This window comes from Amycolatopsis sp. NPDC114504 (genome assembly GCF_055633595.1).
The window spans coordinates 867,257-884,282 of sequence record NZ_JBVKDU010000003.1; the positions used below are offsets into that span (position 1 = coordinate 867,257).

17 protein-coding genes are annotated in these 17,026 nt (G+C 71.2%); 8 read left to right on the plus strand and 9 right to left on the minus strand.

Translation table 11 applies throughout. The annotated features are described in order from the left end of the window. Window positions 1–2: 2 nt before the first annotated feature. Both ACZ7PG_RS25520 and ACZ7PG_RS25525 read right to left on the minus strand, forming a co-directional pair. Window positions 3–1,616 carry a carboxyl transferase domain-containing protein gene (locus tag ACZ7PG_RS25520; protein WP_470241592.1) on the minus strand — a complete coding sequence of 538 codons (1,614 nt, stop codon included), beginning with the start codon at window positions 1,614–1,616 and terminating at the stop codon, window positions 3–5. Between the two features lie 147 nt (window positions 1,617–1,763). Next, window positions 1,764–2,534 (minus strand): SGNH/GDSL hydrolase family protein, encoded by a 771-nt coding sequence (locus ACZ7PG_RS25525; protein WP_470242408.1) that lies wholly within the window; start codon window positions 2,532–2,534, stop codon window positions 1,764–1,766. Window positions 2,535–2,855: 321 nt separating this feature from the next. On the opposite strand from ACZ7PG_RS25525, the gene ACZ7PG_RS25530 reads away from it, so the two are divergent. Beyond that, window positions 2,856–3,446, plus strand: a complete 591-nt coding sequence (locus ACZ7PG_RS25530; RefSeq protein WP_470241593.1) for an SACE_7040 family transcriptional regulator — start codon at window positions 2,856–2,858, stop codon at window positions 3,444–3,446. A 46-nt stretch (window positions 3,447–3,492) separates the two neighbouring features. Next, window positions 3,493–3,993 carry a hypothetical protein gene (locus tag ACZ7PG_RS25535; RefSeq protein WP_155541161.1) on the plus strand — a complete coding sequence of 167 codons (501 nt, stop codon included), beginning with the start codon at window positions 3,493–3,495 and terminating at the stop codon, window positions 3,991–3,993. 11 nt (window positions 3,994–4,004) lie between these two features. Here ACZ7PG_RS25535 and ACZ7PG_RS25540 read toward each other — a convergent pair whose 3' ends face one another. Continuing rightward, window positions 4,005–4,634: a TetR/AcrR family transcriptional regulator gene (locus ACZ7PG_RS25540; RefSeq protein ID WP_155541160.1), complete on the minus strand. Its 630-nt coding sequence runs from the start codon at window positions 4,632–4,634 to the stop codon at window positions 4,005–4,007. 80 nt (window positions 4,635–4,714) lie between these two features. Between ACZ7PG_RS25540 and ACZ7PG_RS25545 the strand changes: the two genes are divergently transcribed. Together ACZ7PG_RS25545 and ACZ7PG_RS25550 are read left to right on the plus strand one after the other, a co-directional pair. After that, entirely contained in the window at window positions 4,715–5,593 is an 879-nt protein-coding gene (locus tag ACZ7PG_RS25545; protein ID WP_470241594.1) for an AurF N-oxygenase family protein, read from the plus strand. Window positions 5,594–5,606: 13 nt separating this feature from the next. After that, window positions 5,607–5,864: a hypothetical protein gene (locus ACZ7PG_RS25550; RefSeq protein ID WP_470241595.1), complete on the plus strand. Its 258-nt coding sequence runs from the start codon at window positions 5,607–5,609 to the stop codon at window positions 5,862–5,864. Here the strand turns inward: ACZ7PG_RS25550 and metX are convergent. Both metX and ACZ7PG_RS25560 read right to left on the minus strand, forming a co-directional pair. Beyond that, on the minus strand, window positions 5,815–6,933 hold the full coding sequence (metX, locus tag ACZ7PG_RS25555) for a homoserine O-acetyltransferase MetX (RefSeq protein WP_470241596.1): 1,119 nt from the start codon (window positions 6,931–6,933) through the stop codon (window positions 5,815–5,817). The genes ACZ7PG_RS25550 and metX overlap by 50 nt on opposite strands. Next, window positions 6,930–8,240, minus strand: a complete 1,311-nt coding sequence (locus tag ACZ7PG_RS25560) for a bifunctional o-acetylhomoserine/o-acetylserine sulfhydrylase (protein ID WP_470241597.1) — start codon at window positions 8,238–8,240, stop codon at window positions 6,930–6,932. Before ACZ7PG_RS25560 ends, metX begins: the two co-directional genes overlap by 4 nt. Before the next feature lie 145 nt (window positions 8,241–8,385). On the opposite strand from ACZ7PG_RS25560, the gene rdmE reads away from it, so the two are divergent. Further along, window positions 8,386–9,930: an aklavinone 12-hydroxylase RdmE gene (gene rdmE / locus ACZ7PG_RS25565; protein WP_470241598.1), complete on the plus strand. Its 1,545-nt coding sequence runs from the start codon at window positions 8,386–8,388 to the stop codon at window positions 9,928–9,930. Here the strand turns inward: rdmE and ACZ7PG_RS25570 are convergent. Continuing rightward, window positions 9,927–10,547 (minus strand): class I SAM-dependent methyltransferase, encoded by a 621-nt coding sequence (locus ACZ7PG_RS25570; protein ID WP_470241599.1) that lies wholly within the window; start codon window positions 10,545–10,547, stop codon window positions 9,927–9,929. The two genes, rdmE and ACZ7PG_RS25570, sit on opposite strands and share 4 nt — an antisense overlap. Window positions 10,548–10,597: 50 nt before the next feature. Here ACZ7PG_RS25570 and ACZ7PG_RS25575 point away from each other — a divergent pair, with 50 nt between their 5' ends. Together ACZ7PG_RS25575 and ACZ7PG_RS25580 are read left to right on the plus strand one after the other, a co-directional pair. Continuing rightward, on the plus strand, window positions 10,598–12,142 hold the full coding sequence (locus ACZ7PG_RS25575; protein ID WP_470241600.1) for a PucR family transcriptional regulator: 1,545 nt from the start codon (window positions 10,598–10,600) through the stop codon (window positions 12,140–12,142). A 162-nt stretch (window positions 12,143–12,304) separates the two neighbouring features. Beyond that, on the plus strand, window positions 12,305–13,219 hold the full coding sequence (locus ACZ7PG_RS25580; RefSeq protein ID WP_470241601.1) for a zinc metalloprotease: 915 nt from the start codon (window positions 12,305–12,307) through the stop codon (window positions 13,217–13,219). A 43-nt stretch (window positions 13,220–13,262) separates the two neighbouring features. Here ACZ7PG_RS25580 and ACZ7PG_RS25585 read toward each other — a convergent pair whose 3' ends face one another. Together ACZ7PG_RS25585 and ACZ7PG_RS25590 are read right to left on the minus strand one after the other, a co-directional pair. After that, the gene (locus ACZ7PG_RS25585; protein ID WP_470241602.1) at window positions 13,263–13,676 is read right to left on the minus strand and encodes a pyridoxamine 5'-phosphate oxidase family protein; all 414 of its coding nucleotides are present in this window, start codon (window positions 13,674–13,676) and stop codon (window positions 13,263–13,265) included. After that, on the minus strand, window positions 13,673–14,605 hold the full coding sequence (locus ACZ7PG_RS25590; protein WP_470241603.1) for a zinc-binding dehydrogenase: 933 nt from the start codon (window positions 14,603–14,605) through the stop codon (window positions 13,673–13,675). The genes ACZ7PG_RS25585 and ACZ7PG_RS25590 overlap by 4 nt, the downstream gene beginning before the upstream one ends. A gap of 172 nt (window positions 14,606–14,777) precedes the next feature. Between ACZ7PG_RS25590 and ald the strand changes: the two genes are divergently transcribed. Continuing rightward, on the plus strand, window positions 14,778–15,893 hold the full coding sequence (gene ald, locus ACZ7PG_RS25595; protein ID WP_470241604.1) for an alanine dehydrogenase: 1,116 nt from the start codon (window positions 14,778–14,780) through the stop codon (window positions 15,891–15,893). Between the two features lie 2 nt (window positions 15,894–15,895). Here ald and ACZ7PG_RS25600 read toward each other — a convergent pair whose 3' ends face one another. Continuing rightward, entirely contained in the window at window positions 15,896–17,008 is a 1,113-nt protein-coding gene (locus ACZ7PG_RS25600) for an acyltransferase family protein (protein WP_470241605.1), read from the minus strand. Window positions 17,009–17,026 lie beyond the last annotated feature (18 nt).

Genomic DNA, 17,026 nt, shown 5'->3' on the forward strand with positions numbered 1-17,026 from the left:
CATCACATCCGGAAGACGCCGTAGTTGACATCGGACAGGGGCGCGTTGGCCGCGGTCGAAAGCGCGAGGCCGAGCACCGTGCGGGTGTCCGCCGGGTCGATCACGCCGTCGTCCCACAGCCGCGCCGTCGAGTAGTACGGGCTGCCCTGCGCCTCGTACTGCTCGCGGATCGGGTCCTTGAAGGCTTCTTCGTCCTCGGCGGACCATTCACCGCCGCGCGCTTCGATCGAGTCGCGACGGACCGTCGAGAGCACCGACGCCGCCTGCTCGCCGCCCATCACGGAGATCCGCGCGTTCGGCCACATCCAGAGGAAGCGCGGCGAGTACGCCCGGCCGCACATCGAGTAGTTGCCGGCGCCGAACGAGCCCCCGATAACGACGGTTAACTTCGGCACGCGCGCGCAGGCCACCGCGGTGACCATCTTCGCGCCGTGCTTCGCGATGCCGCCGGCCTCGTACGCGCGCCCGACCATGAAGCCGGTGATGTTCTGCAGGAACAGCAGCGGGATCGAGCGCTTGTCGCACAGCTCGATGAAGTGCGCGCCCTTCATCGCGGACTCGGCGAACAGCACGCCGTTGTTCGCGACGATGCCCACCGGGTGGCCGTGGATCCGGGCGAAGCCGGTGACCAGCGTGGAGCCGTACTCCTTCTTGAACTCGCCGAAGCGGCTGCCATCGACGATGCGCGCGATCACCTCCCGCACGTCGTAAGGGGTGCGCGGGTCGGTCGGGACAACGCCGTACAGCTCCGCGGGGTCGACGGCAGGGGCCTCGGTCGGGAGGACATCCCACGGTCGTGGGGTGCGCGGCCCGAGCGTCGAGACGATCGAGCGGACGATCCGCAGCGCGTGCGCGTCGTCGTCGGCCAAGTGGTCGGTGACCCCGGACTGCCGCGAGTGGACGTCGCCGCCGCCGAGCTCCTCCGCCGTGACGACCTCGCCGGTCGCGGCCTTCACCAGCGGCGGGCCGCCGAGGAAGATCGTGCCCTGGTTCCGGACGATCACGGCCTCGTCGCTCATCGCCGGGACGTACGCGCCGCCCGCGGTGCACGAGCCGAGCACCGCGGCGATCTGCGGGATGCCGCGCGCGGACATCGTCGCCTGGTTGTAGAAGATCCGGCCGAAGTGTTCACGATCTGGGAAGACGTCGTCCTGCTTCGGCAGGAACGCGCCGCCGGAGTCCACCAGGTAGACGCACGGCAGGTTGTTGTGCAGCGCGACCTCCTGGGCGCGCAGGTGCTTCTTGACCGTCATCGGGTAGTACGTGCCGCCCTTGACGGTGGCGTCGTTCGCGACGACCACGCATTCGCGGCCGGAGACGCGCCCGATCCCGGTGATGATCCCGGCGGACGGCGCCTCGTCGTCGTACAGTCCGTTCGCGGCCAGCGGGGACAGTTCCAGGAACGGCGAACCCGGGTCGAGCAGCGTGTCGACGCGGTCGCGCGGCAGCAGCTTGCCGCGTTCGACGTGCCGGGTGCGCGACTTCTCGGGCCCGCCGAGGCGGGCGCTCGACAAACGTTTGCGGAGGTCCTCGACCAGCTCCGCGTGGGATGTGACGTTGCGGGCGTAGGCCTCGCTGTCCGGGGCAGCCGAAGTCCCCAGTGCCGGCGTGTCCATGGGCTCCCTCGACGTTAGCGGTCGTTAACCTCAGCTTCGATGTTAGCGACCGCTAACGTGAGTGTCCAGTCGCCGGAATGCCATGAAGGCCCCCTACCGGCTTCTCGGGCCGGCCAGGGGCCTTCACGGGCTTCCGCGGGAGGAAGGTCAGCCGATCGCGCCCCGCAGCGGGGCGTAGTAGCCGCCCGACTGCCCGGCCACGGTCGGGTGGTAGGACTCGATCACCGGCCAGGTCAGGCTGTGCAGGTAGTCGTCGGCCGACGAGCAGATGTTGTGCCCGACGAACGACGGCCGGACGTCGACGAACGTCGCGCCCGCCGACGCCGCCCGGGACTGGATCACCGACGCGAGGGTGTCCGCGCCGGAGTTGATCGCGGTCCGCTTGGTGTCACTCAGCCCGACCCAGCAGGAGCCGGGGACGGTGTAGAAGCGCGGGTAGGACAGGACGACGAGCTTGGCACCCGGAGCCTTGGCCTTGATCGCGTTGTAGGTGTTCGTCAGCAACGCGGGCAGGGTGTTGTTGACGTAGGTCTTCGCGGTGTTGACGCGGGCGGTGCAGGTCGCGTCGCTGCCGAGGGTGCAGGTCTGGATCACGTCGCTGAAGCCGGCGTCGTTGCCGCCCACGGTGACCGTGACCAGGGTCGCGTTGGAGGGGATGGAGTTGGCCTGGCTGATGACGTCCCCGGTTTTGGCGCCGGAGCAGGCCAGGAAGGTGAAGGACGTGCCGCTGTGGGCGTTGGCCCAGAGCTGACCGTAGGCGTTGGAACTGCGGTAGCAGCTCCCGGAACTGCCGTAGCTGCCGGCGCCGACTCCCGAGGAGTAGGAATCGCCGAGCGCGGCGTAGACGGTCCCGGCGGCGTGGGCGAGGCCCGTGACGCCGAGAGTGGACAGGACGACGGCCCCGAGAGCCGTGCTCAACCTCAGCAGGAAACGTCGCGACAGACGGATCGGAACCCCCATGGGCCACTCCTTTGTGACAGAACCGACCCCAAAAGCACAGCATGTGGAAGGCCCACGAGGAACCCCTAGTTACCTGTAAGTAACCCACTCGGCCCACGCCGGAAGACGGGAACAGTGTTAGCGCTCGCTAACCTCGGGATTCGTTCGCGTGCCGGACGCCTCCGGGCGAGGCCGGCGCCATCCGATGTTGACGCTCGCCGGCCTGCTCACGCAGCCCGGAAGCGAGGCCCGCACCGCTGGGTGTTAGCGCTCGCTAACCTGCGGCCCTAATATGGCCGGATGCCGGTCAACCCCACTCCGCTCGTGAACGGCGAGAAGGCGAACAGACGCGAACAGATCCTGTCCGCGGCCGCCGAGCTGTTCGCCCACCACGGGTTCCACGGTGTCGGGATCGACGACATCGGCGCCGCCGTCGGCATCTCCGGGCCCGCGCTCTACCGGCACTTCCGCAGCAAGGACGCGATCCTCGGCGAGATGCTGAACTCGATCAGCCGCTACCTGCTCGACGGCGGCACGACGTGGGCGGCCAGGCCCGGCTCGCCGGACGACACGCTGGCCGGGCTGGTGGCGTTCCACGTCGGCTTCGCGCTCGCGCACCCGGCGCTGATCACCGTTCAGGAGCGCAACCTCGCGAACCTCACCGACGCCGACCGCAAGCAGGTGCGCGCGCTGCAGCGGCAGTACGTCGAAGTGTGGGTCAGCGCGATCCGTGAAGCCATGCCGGAGCTGGGAGAACGACAGGCGCGGTCGGCGGCACACGCCGTGTTCGGATTGATCAACTCGACCCCGTACAACCGCCATCTCAGTGACGGAGACCTCGCCGAACTGCTCTCCCGGCTCGCGCTGGGTGCGCTCCGCGCGGCCGGATGACCGACCCGGATCAAGGTATCCCCACGATCGGCGTCGCTGGTGTTTGATGGGGCACGTGGATGCGGACTGGAACGAGCAGGAGCTCGTCGAGAAGGCACAGCGCGCACTGACGGCGCTGAGCCTCGGTGACGACGCCGAAGCCCTCGTCGAGGTCGCGCCGACGGCCGCCGAACCGCAGGCCCGCGCGGACGAGACGAAAGCGTTGATGCTGCTGCTGTTCGGCGAATGCAGCGCGATGGTCTCCACCCTCGGCGACGGCGGCAGCGCCCCGGTCAAGGTCCAGGTCTTCGACGAAGACGGCGAAGAGGTCTCGATCGACCAGGCCGACCCACCGGTGCGGACCGCCGTCCGGACACTGCTGGCGGAGGTCCACGGCAACACGGAAGCGGCGCAGGAGCAGGTCGAGATCGCCCTGGCGAACGCCGCGCCCGACGAGGTGGACAGCCTGGTGCTGCAGGCGTTGCGGTGGACGATCCGGCTGTCGGTCGAGTGCCTGGACCGCGACCTGCCGGTGGCGCCCTGGATCTCGGAAGCCGTGTCGGACTAGCGCGCTACAAACTAAGCCGGACGCAGCGAGCGGACGATCGGCGCCAGGTACAGCTCGGCCAGCCGGCGCCGCTGGACGTCGTCGTCGACCGGCAGGACCGTCTCCTGGGTCAGCACCAGCGACACCACGATCCGGATCAGCAGCTCCGCCATGCCGTCGACGTCCTCGGCGGGCAGGCTGAGCCGGCCCGCCGCGATCTCCGCGTGGAAGTGCGCCGCGATCCGGGTGCGGGCCGCCGCGAACAGGCCGCCCGCCTGCACCGTCAGCTGCGGGAGGATCAGCTCCGGCTCGGTGCGCAGCAGCCGGTTGAGCAGCCGGTGCCCGCGCAGGTACCCCAGGGAGAAGCTCAACCCCTCGATGAGCTTCTCCTCCGGGGTCGCCTGCGCCTCGACGACGGCGTCGACCTTGGTCAGGAACCGCTTCATCTCGCGCAGGACCAGCGCGTTGAGCAGCTGGTCCTTCTTGGGGAAGTAGCGGTAGATCGTCACCCGCGAGAGGCCGACGCGGCGCGCGACGTCGTCGACGGTGAACCGGCGCAGCCCGAAGTCCTCGGCCTGGGTCAGCGCCGCGCCCATGATCCGCTCCGCGGTCTCGTCGCCGGGCAGCTCGGCTTCGAGCGCGTGCTTCAGGAGGTCGCGCATGGCTGCAACCCTAGGCGCCTTTACAACTTGACGGAAAATGTTTCATGCGTTCTAGTGTTACACGACACAGGGAGGTGCGCGTGGGTGATCGCGAAGCCACGGCGGAACGGCTGCTGAAGTCGAGCGCCCGGCTCTCCTACGACCCGGACGTCGACGTCCACTGGGCCGCGCCGCTCAACGAAGACCAGTTCTTCATCCCCGAAAAGCTGGTCTCCCTCTACGGCACCCCGCTGTGGGACACGCTGAGCCGCGAACAGCGGATCGAGCTTTCGCGCCAGGAGCTCGTGAACACCGTCAGCGTCGGGATCTGGTTCGAGCTGATCCTCATGCAGATGCTGCTGCGCGCGTCCTACCGCCAGGACCCGACGACCCGTCACGTGCACTACGCGCTGACCGAGGTCGCCGACGAGTGCCGGCACTCCACGATGTTCGCGCGGCTGATCGAGCGCGTCGACGGACGCCCCTACCGCAACAACCGCTGGCTGCAGCTGTCCGCGCAGGCCCTGCCGTCGATCCTCCACGGCCCGGCGATGTGGGTGGCGACGCTGATCGGCGAGGAGATCTTCGACGCGCTGCAGCGCGAGCACCTCGACGACGAGTCGGTGCAGCCGGTCGTCCGCGCGGTGATGCGGATCCACGTCACGGAAGAGGCGCGCCACGTGCGGTACGCGCGCGACGACCTCGTCCGCGAGCTGGCGCACGCGCCTTGGTGGCGCAAGGAGTTCGCGCGGATCGTCGTCGCCGTCGGCGCATTGCTGATGTCGCGGCTGCTGTCCCGGCCGCGGCAATACCTGCGCGCGGGGATCGACCCCGGCGTCGCGGTCGAAGCCGCGCGGACCAGCGCGCACCGGCGGGAGACGCTCTCCTTCGGCGCCCGGAAGCTCGTCCGGTTCCTGAAGGAGAACGACCTGATCGGCGGCCCGAGCGCGCGGCTGTGGCGCCGCGCCGGAATGCTCTAGGCGGAGGGAAGTCATGGCACTCAAGGATCTGCTCGCCGCCGGCACCGGCCGGCTCGCCGACCGGATCGCCACCGTGGGCGACGAAGCGGGCGACCGCGCGGACGACGTCGCGTGGCGGGTCGCGAAGCTGTCCGACCGCGCCGCGGAACGGCTCGGGGACTACGCCGCCGACGCGTCGCGCCGGGTCGCGGACACCCTGGTACGCCTGGGAGAGCGCGTGACTAGCCCAGAAGCGCCTTCGCCAGGGCGGCGATCTGATCGGTCTCGATGAGGAACGAGTCGTGGCCGTACGGCGAGGAAACCACCGACGGCTCCGACGTCCCCGGGATCCCCGCCGCGATTTCCGCCGACTGGTACAGCGGGTAGAGCCGGTCGCTGTCCACCCCGCCGATCACCGCGCGGGCGGTCACCCGGCCCAAAGCCGCCGCGACGCCGCCGCGGTCACGGCCGACGTCGTGGGTGTTCATCGACTCCGTCAGCACCAGGTAGCTGTTCGCGTCGAACCGCCCCGCCAGCTTGCCGGCGTGGTGGTCCAAATAGGACTCGACGGCGAACCGGCCGCCCCGCAACGGGTCCTCGTCACCCTGGTACGCGCGGCCGAACCGCTGGGCCAGCTCCGGCTCGCTGCGGTAGGTGACGTGCGCGATCCGCCGCGCGATGCCGAGTCCGGCCCGGGGTCCTTCCGGCGCGGAGTAGTAGTCACCGCCGTGGAAGAACGGGTCGCTGCGGATCGCGTGCAGCTGCGGCGCGGCCCAGGCGATCTGCTCGGCCGACGCCCGCGCGGTCGAAGCCAGCACGAGCACCGACGCCACCCGCGAAGGCAGCGTCACCGCCCACTCCAGCGCGCGCATCCCGCCCATGGACCCGCCGACGACGCCCGCCCAGCGCTCGATGCCCAGGTGATCGGCCAGGATCGCCTCCGAGGCCACCTGGTCCCGCACCGTCACGACCGGGAACCGGCTGCCCCACGGCGTCCCGTCCGGATCGGGTGACGACGGCCCGGTGGATCCCTGGCAGCCGCCGAGGACGTTCGGGACCACGACGAAGTACTCGTCGGTGTCCAGGGCCTTTCCCGGCCCGATCAGCCCGTCCCACCAGCCCGCGCTGGGGTGCCCCGGGACCGGCGGCCCGGCCGCGTGGCTGTCTCCGGTCAGCGCGTGCTCGACGAGGATGGCGTTGGACGCGTCGGAGTTCAGCGTCCCCCACGTCTCGTAAGCGAGCGTTAACGAAGGCAGCACGCCACCGGCCTCCAGCGCGAGCGCGCCGGGGCCGGTGACGAACTTCCGGCGGCCCGGCGGATCACCGATCCGCCAGGCGCCGGTGACGGAACCAGCCGTCACAGTTCCGCCTTCGCCGCCCGGAATCCGGCCTCCAGGTCGGCCTTGAGGTCCTCGATCCCTTCCAGCCCGACGGCGATCCGGACCAGGCCCGGCGTCACGCCGCTGGCGAGCTGCTCCTCGGCCGAGAGCTGGCTGTGCGTGGTCGACGCCGGGTGCACGATCAGGCTGCGGACGTCGCCGAGGTTCACCAGCTGGCTGTGCAGCTCGGTGCCGTCGACGAACTTCCGGCCCGCTTCGACGCCGCCGCGCAGGTCGAACGACAGGACCGCGCCCGCGCCGCGCGGCAGGTACTTCTGCCCGGCCTCGTAGAAGGGGCTCGACGGCAGTCCGGCGTAGTACACCTTCTCGACCTCGTCCCGCTGCTCGAGCCACTCGGCGAGCGCCTGCGCGTTCTGCACGTGCCGCTCGATGCGCAGCGACAGCGTCTCGATGCCCTGCAGGATCAGGAAGCTGTTCAGCGGGGCGATCGCCGCGCCCGTGTCGCGCAGGAGCTGGACGCGCGCCTTCGCCGCGAACGCGCCGGGGCCGAGCGCCTCCCAGTACTTCAGGCCGTGGTAGCTCGGGTCGGGCTCGGTGAAGCCCGGGAACTTCGCCGGGTCCTTGCCGAAGTCGAACGTGCCGCCGTCGACCAGGACGCCGGCGATCGTCGTGCCGTGGCCGCCGAGGTACTTGGTGGCGGAGTGGATCACGACGTCGGCGCCGTGCTCGATCGGGCGTACGAGGTACGGCGTCGGGATGGTGTTGTCGACCAGCAGCGGGACGCCGGCCTCGTGCGCGACGTCGGCGACGGCGCGGATGTCGAGGACGTTGCTGCCCGGGTTGGCGAGCGTCTCGGCGAAGAAGAACTTCGTGTTCGGCCGGACGGCGGCGCGCCACTGCTCGAGGTCGTCCTGGTCGTCGATGAACGTGACCTCGATGCCGAGCTTCGGCAGCGTGTAGTGGAAGAGGTTGTAGGTGCCGCCGTAGAGCGACTGGCTGGACACGAAGTGGTCGCCCGCGCCCACGAGGTTGAGGATCGCCGCCGTGGTCGCGGCCGAGCCGGACGCGAACGCCAGCGCCGCGACGCCCCCTTCGAGCGACGCGACGCGCTGCTCCAGCACATCCTGCGTCGGGTTCATGATCCGCGTGTAGATGTTGCCGGGCTCGGCGAGGCTGAACAGGTCGGCGCCGTGCTGGCTGTCGCGGAAGACGTACGACGTCGTCTGGTAGATCGGCGTCGCCCGCGCGCCGGTGGCCGGATCCGGCGCGGCGCCCGCGTGGATCTGCCTGGTCTCGAAGGACCACGCCGAGGTGTCGTCCGCGCTCATCGGTTTCTCCTTGCGGCTCAAGGGGTTCGTTCAGCCTGACGCTACTTCGGCCGAACGGAGTACCCAACCGTTCCCACGTCCTGGGAGCCTACGCCGCTTGCGCTCCAGATCTCTCTCTGACTAAGATACTTTTACAGAGAGATTCATGGACTGGGAGGAAATCATGTCGGAGCGGGTTCAGGTGCTGGTCGTGGGGGCCGGGCTGGGCGGACTGTCGGCGTCGCTGTTCCTGGCGCGGGAAGGAGTGGACGTCCTGACGGTCGAACGGCACGCCGGAACGTCGGTCCACTCACGGGCCGCCGGGCAGAACTGGCGCACGATGGAGCTGTTCCACTGGGCAGGAATCGACCGCGAAGTGCTGGAAGTGAGCCCGCGGGCGTCACAGGGGCTGCGGATCACCGTCGCGACCAGCCTGGCCGGCCGCGTCCTGCACCGGCTGATGGAGGACGGCAGCGAGTTCGACATCTCGGCCTCGACGACGATGCCCGCCGGCATGGCCGGGCAGGACGTCGTCGAGCCGATCCTGCTCGCGCACGCCGAGAAGGCCGGGGCGCGCGTCCGGTTCCGCACCGAACTGGTCGAGCTGACGCAGGACGACGACGGCGTCACCGCGACGCTGCGGCACCGCGACTCGGGCGAGGAGACGGAGGTGCGCGCGGACTACGTCGTCGCCGCCGACGGCGGGCGCAGCGGCATCCGCGCCCGGCTGGGCATCGGGACGACGGGGATGGACGCGCTGAGCCACTGCCTCGGCGTCGTGTTCGACGCCGACCTCGGCGACCGCGTCCAGCCCGGCGTGACGGATCTCTTCTACCTGCAGCACCCGGACTTCACCGCCGGGCTGGTCAACACCGACGTGCCGAACCGGTACGTCTTCGCGCCGGACTACTTCCCTTCTCGCGGCGAGTCCCCGGCGGACTTCCCCCACGACCGGCTGGTCTCGATGATCCGCGCGGCCACCGACCTGCCGGACCTGGAGCCGGAGATCGTCTGGACGGGGTCGTGGGAGATCGCCGCGCGGCTGGCCGACCGGTTCCGCGAGGGCCGGGTCTTCCTGGCCGGCGACGCGGCGAAGGTGACCCCGCCGACCGGCGGCCAGGGCGGCAACACGGCGGTCGGCGACGCCGCGGACATCGCGTGGAAGCTCGCCGCGGTGCTGCGCGGCGAAGCGGGCCCGGCGCTGCTCGACACCTACGAAGCCGAGCGGCGGCCGATCGCGCGGATGATCATCGACACCTCGCTGCACAACATGAAGCAGCGGATGCACCCCGATCTCGACGTCTCGGGGATCACCGAGCCGGAGGACATGCTGAACGCCATCCTCGGGTTCCGGTATCGCTCGTCCGCCGTGCTCTCGGAGGAGCTGGACGACGGCGCGCGGGTCGAGGACATCCACGCGCCGACCGGCCGTCCCGGCTTCCGGGCCCCGGGTCTGGCGTCCACTGTGGACCTGCTGGGGCGCTCGTGGGTGCTGCTCTGCGCGGGTGACGGGTCGCGCTGGGAACCCGCGGCTTCCGAAGCGGGCATCGCCTGCCACACGCTCGACGACATCGCCCCGCGGTACGGCCTTTCGCGGAGTGGCGCGTCGCTCGTGCGTCCGGACGGCATCGTGGCGTGGCGCGCGAAGGAGCCGGTCGAGGACCCGGCGGGCGAGCTGCGGCAGGTGCTGGACGCGGTGCTGTCGCGCTAGCGGCGGCCGAGCACCCAGTGGAAGGTCGCCGCCCCTTCCGGCTCGTGCATGGTCACCGGCTCGTCGACGACCAGCGTGAAACCGGCGGCTTCGAGGAGCCGCCGGTTCTCCGCCGGGGCGTGGCTGCTGAAGAACATGGGCGTGCCGAGCCAGTCGTCCTCGACGCCGTTCGCTTCGCTGCAGCCCAGGGCGGCGAGGAACCAGCCGCCGGGCCGCAGCCAGCTCGCGATCCGGCCGAAGAGCGCGCCCTGCTCCTCGCGCGGGACGTGCAGCACCGAGTAGAACGCCGTCACGGCGTCGAAACTGCCGTCCGGAAAGGACACCGCGGCCATGTCCGCCTTCTCGAACCGCGCCCCGGGGACGTTGCGCCGCGCGAGGTCGAGCTGCGCCGCGGAGACGTCGACGCCGAGGACGTCGTGCCGCTCGGCGAGCACTGCCGTGCAGGGGACGCCCGCGCCGCAGCCGAGGTCGAGCACCTCGGCGCCGTCGGCGAGCCGGTCGGTCAGCTCGGCCAGGAAGCGCAGCCGCGGGTCGTCGGCGATCCGCGTGCTCCACTCGAGGTACCGCTCCGCCGAGTTGTCGTAGCCGGATTCGACGATCCGCCGCGCGTCGCTCACCCATCCGACCCTACCGAGCCGTCCACCGGTTTCTCGGCCAGAATGACCTCGTGGTCTCGGTGCGCAGCGTGGTCGACCGGGTGGGGCCGACGCTGCTCCACGCGCTCCAGGTGCCCGACGACTCGCCCGCCGTCGCCGACGTCGTCATCGCCGAACCCGGCGGGACCGTCGCCGCCGGGGATCTCGTGCTCGGCGTCGCCACCTCCGGGGCCGACGACGCCGCCGAGCTGGTGAAACGGAGTGCCGAACAGGGCGCCGCCGCCGTCCTGCTGAAACCGCCCGTGGCCGCCGCGGTCAAGCGCGCCGCGAAGGCCAGCGGGGTCGCGCTCGTCCAGGTGCACGCCGCGACGTCGTGGGCCCAGCTCGTGTGGCTGCTGCGGACCGTCCTCGACGCTCTCGCGGACGAGTCCGAGGACCTCGACCCCGGCTCCGGCGACCTCTTCCGGCTGGCCGACGCCGTCGCCTCCGTCGTGAACGCCCCGGTGACCATCGAGGACACCAACTCGCGCGTGCTCGCCTACTCCGCGCGCCAGGACCTCACCGACCCCGCGCGCGTCGCCACGATCATGGGCCGCCGCATCCCCGACGACGTCCTCGCGCGGTTCCGCTCGCGCGGGGTGTTCCGCGAGCTGTCGCGCGGCCGGCAGACGATCTTCGTCCCGGCCCAGCGCGACGGCACGCTGCCGCGGCTGATCGTGCCGATCCGGATGGGCGGCGAGCTGCTCGGGTCGATGTGGGCGGTCGTCGCCGGGCCGGTGTCCGACGAGCGCGCGGCCGCCTTCGCCGACGCCGCCCCGGTCGTCGCGCTGCACCTGCTGCGCCGTCGCGCGCACACCGACGCGCAGCGCCGCGCGTCGGCCGAGCTGCTGCGCGGGGTGCTCGAAGGCCGCGCGAACCCGCGCAAGGCGATGGCCGAGCTGGACCTGTCCGACGAGCCGCACCGCGTGGTCGTCATCGAGGTCACCGGCGGCGACGGCCGCGACGCCGAGGGCCTGCGGCTCGCCCTGCTCGAGCGGATCTCCCAGGGCATCGGACGCCGTCCGGTGGCGACCGAGCTGGGCGGGCTGCTCTACGCCGTGGTCCCGGACCGGCCGGGCCCCGGCGGCTGGGCGGAGCTCCGGGACGCTCTCGTCGTGACGGGGCCGTCTCGTCGCAGCGGTGCTCCGCGCGCCGCGGCAGGCGCGCCCGGCGAGATCGGTGACCTCTCGGCGTCCCGCCTCCAGGCCGACGAAGCCCTCGGCCTGCTGCGCGCGGAGATCATCGACGAGCGCGTGATCACCTTCGACGAGGCCTGGACGGCGTTGACGCTGCACCGCGGCGCGACGGCGGCGGCCGGGGCGAAGGTCGCGGAGCTCGGCCCGCTGGGGCTCCTGCGCGCGCACGACGAGACGGGCAAGGCCGGCTACGTCGAGACGCTCTACGAGTGGCTGCGGCATCCCGGCGACCCGCGCGCGGCGGCGCGCGAGCTGCGGATCCACCCGAACACCCTGCGGTACCGGATGCGCAAGCTCCTGGAACTGGTGCCGCTGGACCTCGACGACCCCGACGTCCGGCTGGCCCTCATCACCCAGCTGGTCGCGCTGCGCTGGAGCTGACTGCGCCGTTCGGCCCATTCCACGACCTATGCGTTACTCCGCATGGATCGCGCCGATCGTTCCGATTGTCTTTTCCAGCCGAAAGATGGTGGATTCCGGTGATCGCCTGACGCACCTTCTTCGCAGCACCCGGGGTAGCCGGGTCGTCGCAGAGGAGTGTCCATGAGCAGTTCCGAGCGGGTTCGCAGGGCCGTCAAGCTGGGTGCGGTGTCCGCACTCTCCCTGGTCGCGCTGGTCGTCCCGGGCACCACCGCCGGGAGCGCCGTCGCGGCGCCGGCCGGCGACTGCTTCACCCCCGCGCACGCGGCCGACCGCGGCAAGGACGGCCACACCGACAACCTGTCGCCCGCCGAAGCGGCCCGCATGGACGCGGACCTGCAGAGCAAGCTCGCCGGCAAGCGCACCACGCTGAAGGCGCCGGCGGCGGTGTCGATCCCGGTCTACTTCCACGTGATCACCAGCGGCTCGACCGGCAACCTGCCGGCGTCGGCCATCACCAAGCAGATCTCCGTGCTCAACAGCGCGTACGCCTCCAGCGGCTTCAGCTTCACGCTGACGAGCACCGACTACACGAACAACTCCACCTGGTACAACGGCATCACCGACGGCACGTCCGCCGAGCGGAACATGAAGAACGCGCTGCGCAAGGGCGGCAAGAACGCGCTCAACATCTACACCGCCAACCTCGGCGACGACCTGCTCGGCTGGGCGACGTTCCCCTCGAACTACAGCTCGCAGCCGAAGCTGGACGGCGTGGTGATCCTCGACGAGTCCCTGCCGGGCCGCTCGGCGACGAACTACAACGAAGGCGACACGGCGACCCACGAGGTCGGCCACTGGATGGGGCTGTACCACACGTTCCAGGGCGGCTGCTCCGGTTCGGGCGACTACGTCTCGGACACCCCGGCCGAAGCGACGGCGACGTCCGGCTGCCCGGCGAGCAAGAACACCTGCTCGGCGGCGGGCAACGACCCGATCCACAACTTCATGGACTACAGCTACGACAGCTGCATGTACGAGTTCACCGCGGGCCAGGCCACGCGGATGAACAGCTCCTGGTCGGCCTACCGCGCCTGACCTCTTCCGTGAAGGGCACCCCCGGCGCGTTCGGGGGTGCCCTTCACAGCACTCGGTAGCCGAGGTCCTTCGCGACCAGCCGCGACGGCCGCAAGCGCACCCACACCGTGTCGGCGTTGTCGTGCAGGTACGCGCGGAACCTCGGATCCCAGCGCGCTTCGTCGGAACCGAGGTAGCGGACGAGCTTCCGGCGACCACGCGCGACGTCGAACGGACGCACCTGCGCGTCTCCGCTCGCGATGACCTGCCGGACCACGCCGGTGTCCAGCTCGCAGATGTCCACGGTGAGCGCGATCGCCGGCCGTACGCGAACCCGCGACGGCAGGCGTGACCACGGGCCGCTGAGGATCCAGAACGCGCCGTCCTCCCAGAGGTACCACGTCGGCCGCACGGTCGGTCCGTCCGTGGCCACCCGGGCCGTCAGCGGCCGGGCCAGGAACTCGTCGATGTCGATCATGCGACCAGGAGCGTCTTTCCCACCGTGGTCCGGGACTCCATCGCCGCGTGGGCGTCCGCGGCCTTCTCCAGCGGGAAGCGCCGGCCGATCACCGGCACCAGGCGGCCGGCCGCGGCTTCGGACAACGCCGACTCCGTGAACGCCCGCAGCTCCGCCGGACTACCGATCGAACGGACCAGGGAGACTCCGCGCGCCGCGGCGTCCTCCTCGGACACTTCCGCCCACGAGCCGCCCGCCAGGCCGTACACCGCCATCCGCCCGCCCGGACGCAGCAGCCCGAACGCCGCCGTGCCGATCGCCCCGCCCACGCCGTCGAAGACGACGTCGACCTCGCCGGCCGAAGACGTCCAGTCCGGGGCCAGGTAGTCGACGACGTCGTCCGCCCCCAGGACGTGGGCCACCTTCGCCGGCCCGCCCGCCGCGCCGACCACCGAAGCTCCCGCCGCCTTCGCCAGCTGCACCAGCAGGCCGCCGACGCCGCCCGCCGCCGCCTCGACCAGGACTCGATCGCCGGGCCGCACCCTGGTCGCATGGACCAGGCCCGTCGCGGTCCGGCCGTCCGCGAGCAGCGCCACCGCCGCGTCGAGCGCCAGCGCGTCCGGCACCGCGAACACCGCCGCCGCGTCCACCGCGACGCGCTGGGCGTACCCGCCGGACCCGCCGGTCGACGTCACCACCCGCTGCCCGGCGAACCCCGGGTCCGCGCCCGGGCCGACCGCGCTGATGACGCCGCCGACGCCGTTACCGGGGACGATCGGCAACGCCGGACGGAACGGTCCCGTCCCGGCGCGCGTCTGCGTTTCGACGAACGTGGTGTTCGCGAACGCGACCTCCACCAGCACCTGCCCGGGCCCGGGGACCGGGTCCGGCGCGTCCCCCGGCTCCAGCGCTTCCGGCCCGCCGAACTCCCGCAACCACACAGCTCTCATGCCTGCACGCTGCAACCTCCAGCGCGGTCGAAGTCAACGTTCTTGTCCGCGTAGCACCACGATAACGGCGAAGAAATGTCCGCACAGCACGATGACACCGCCGTCCGGGTGGCTCACCGTGAGTGGCACCACCGCACCGAATCCGAACGCAGACCGACCCAGGAGGCCGACCGTGCGTATCGCTGTTCCCCGTGAAATCAAGAGGCACGAGTACCGGGTCGCGCTGACCCCGGCCGGGGTCCACGAGCTGGTCGGCCGCGGGCACGACGTCTTCGTCGAGACCGGCGCGGGCATCGGCTCGTCCATCTCCGACGACGAGTACGTCGCCGCCGGCGCGAAGATCCTCGCCACCGCCGAGGAGACCTGGGCCGAGGGCGAGCTGGTCCTCAAGGTCAAGGAGCCGATCGCCGAGGAGTACCCCCGGCTGCGCGCCGACAAGGTCCTCTTCACCTACCTGCACATCGCCGCCGACCGGCCGCTGACCGACGCGCTGCTCGCCGCCGGCACCACCGCGATCGCGTACGAGACCGTGCAGACCGCGAACGGCGCGCTCCCGCTGCTCGCCCCGATGTCCGAGGTCGCGGGCCGGCTGGCCCCGCAGGTCGGCGCGTTCTCACTGATGAAGCCCAGCGGCGGCCGCGGCGTGCTGCCCGGCGGCATCCCGGGCGTGCACCCGGCGCGCGTCGTCGTCATCGGCGGCGGCGTGGCCGGCATCAACGCCGCCCGCGTCGCGCTGGGGCTCGGCTCGGACGTCGAGATCCTCGACACCAACGTCGACCGCCTCCGCCAGATCGACAACGACTTCGGCGGCCGCATCCGCACGGTGACGTCGAACCGCCTGTCGGTCGAGGAGTCCGTGCTGCAGGCCGACCTGGTCATCGGCGCGGTGCTCGTCCCGGGCGCGAAGGCGCCGAAGCTCGTCTCGAACGAGCTCGTGTCCCGCATGAAGCCGGGCAGCGTGCTCGTCGACATCGCGATCGACCAGGGCGGCTGCTTCGCCGACTCGCGCCCGACCACCCACGACGACCCGACCTACACCGTCCACGAGTCGGTCTTCTACTGCGTCGCGAACATGCCGGGCGCGGTGCCCCGGACGTCGACCTACGGGCTCACGAACGTGACGCTGCCTTACGCCGTCCAGCTGGCCGAGCACGGCTGGAAGGCCGCGCTGCAGGCGGACGCGGCGCTGGCGAAGGGCCTCAACACGCACGCGGGCGCCCTGACGAACGGCCCGGTCGCGGTCGCTCACGACCTGCCGCACACGGCGCTGGAGACGGTTCTCGCCTGACCCTATTTCACCCGAGCGGGCTCCTGTCGTTCCCCGGCAGGGGCCCGCTCCCCTTTCGCCACCAGCCGCCGGCCGAACGCGATCGCGGGCAGTTCCACCCACCGTCGCAGGCCGCAGGCGAAGAGCAGCGCGACAGCCGACGTCGCCGCAGCCTTGAGCAAGCCCGTCGGCAGCAGGAGTCCCGCCACGCCCGCGGCGCCGGTCTGGGACAGGTAGAGCGCGTAGGACCGGTCACCGAGGTAGGTCAGCGGACGGCTCGCGAGCAGACTCCGTATCGGGCCCGCGGAGACCACCGCGACGAGCAGCAGTGCCGCGCCCACCGCGTAGATCGGGACGACGAACTGCCAGTTCCCGCCGAGCGCCTGCCCCAGCGGCTTGACCGACAGCTGCAGCACGCAGAACCCGAGCGCGACCAGCACCGCCGCGGCCGGGCTGGTCAGCGGCCGCAGCACGGCGAACCCGCGCGGGTGGTGCAGGGCCAGCCCGAGCAGGCAGCCGACGACCAGTGAGCCGTAGTGCACCGTCAGGCTCGCCCACTGCTGCGAAGGCGCCAGCGGCAGCACACCCAGCACGACGCCCACCGCGCCCGCGCCGATCATCAGGCGCAGCGCGGTCTTCCCGGACTTCGCGAACGACGTCAGCACGAGCACCGCGGGCCAGACGAGGTAGAACTTCTCCTCCACGCCCAGCGACCACGACGTCGGGTACGGCGTGTTGAAGTCGACGACTTCGTTGAGGAAGGTCAGGTAGTACGGCATCGCGTCGGCGAGCCGGCTGCTCTGGTAGGTCCCGGCGAGCGTCACGGCCAGCGCCGTCAGCCCGAGCAGCAGGAAGTACACCGGCATGATCCGGAAGACGCGCCGGACGTAGAAGTCGCGCAGCGAGATCCGGCCGGTGCGCTCCTCTTCGCGCAGCGCCAGCGTGGTGATGAGAAAGCCCGACAGCACGAAGAACAGCTGGACGGCGATCCAGCCCTGCAGCCGGTCGACGACCGGCCCGCCGTAGTGGAAGAACACGACGGCCAGCGCGGCGAGCGCGCGCACGCCGGTCAGACCCGGGAACCACGACGACGACCGGTATTCGGCGTGGTCGAGGGGCCGCCAAGAGTTGATCATGCGCGCAGCGTCGGCCGC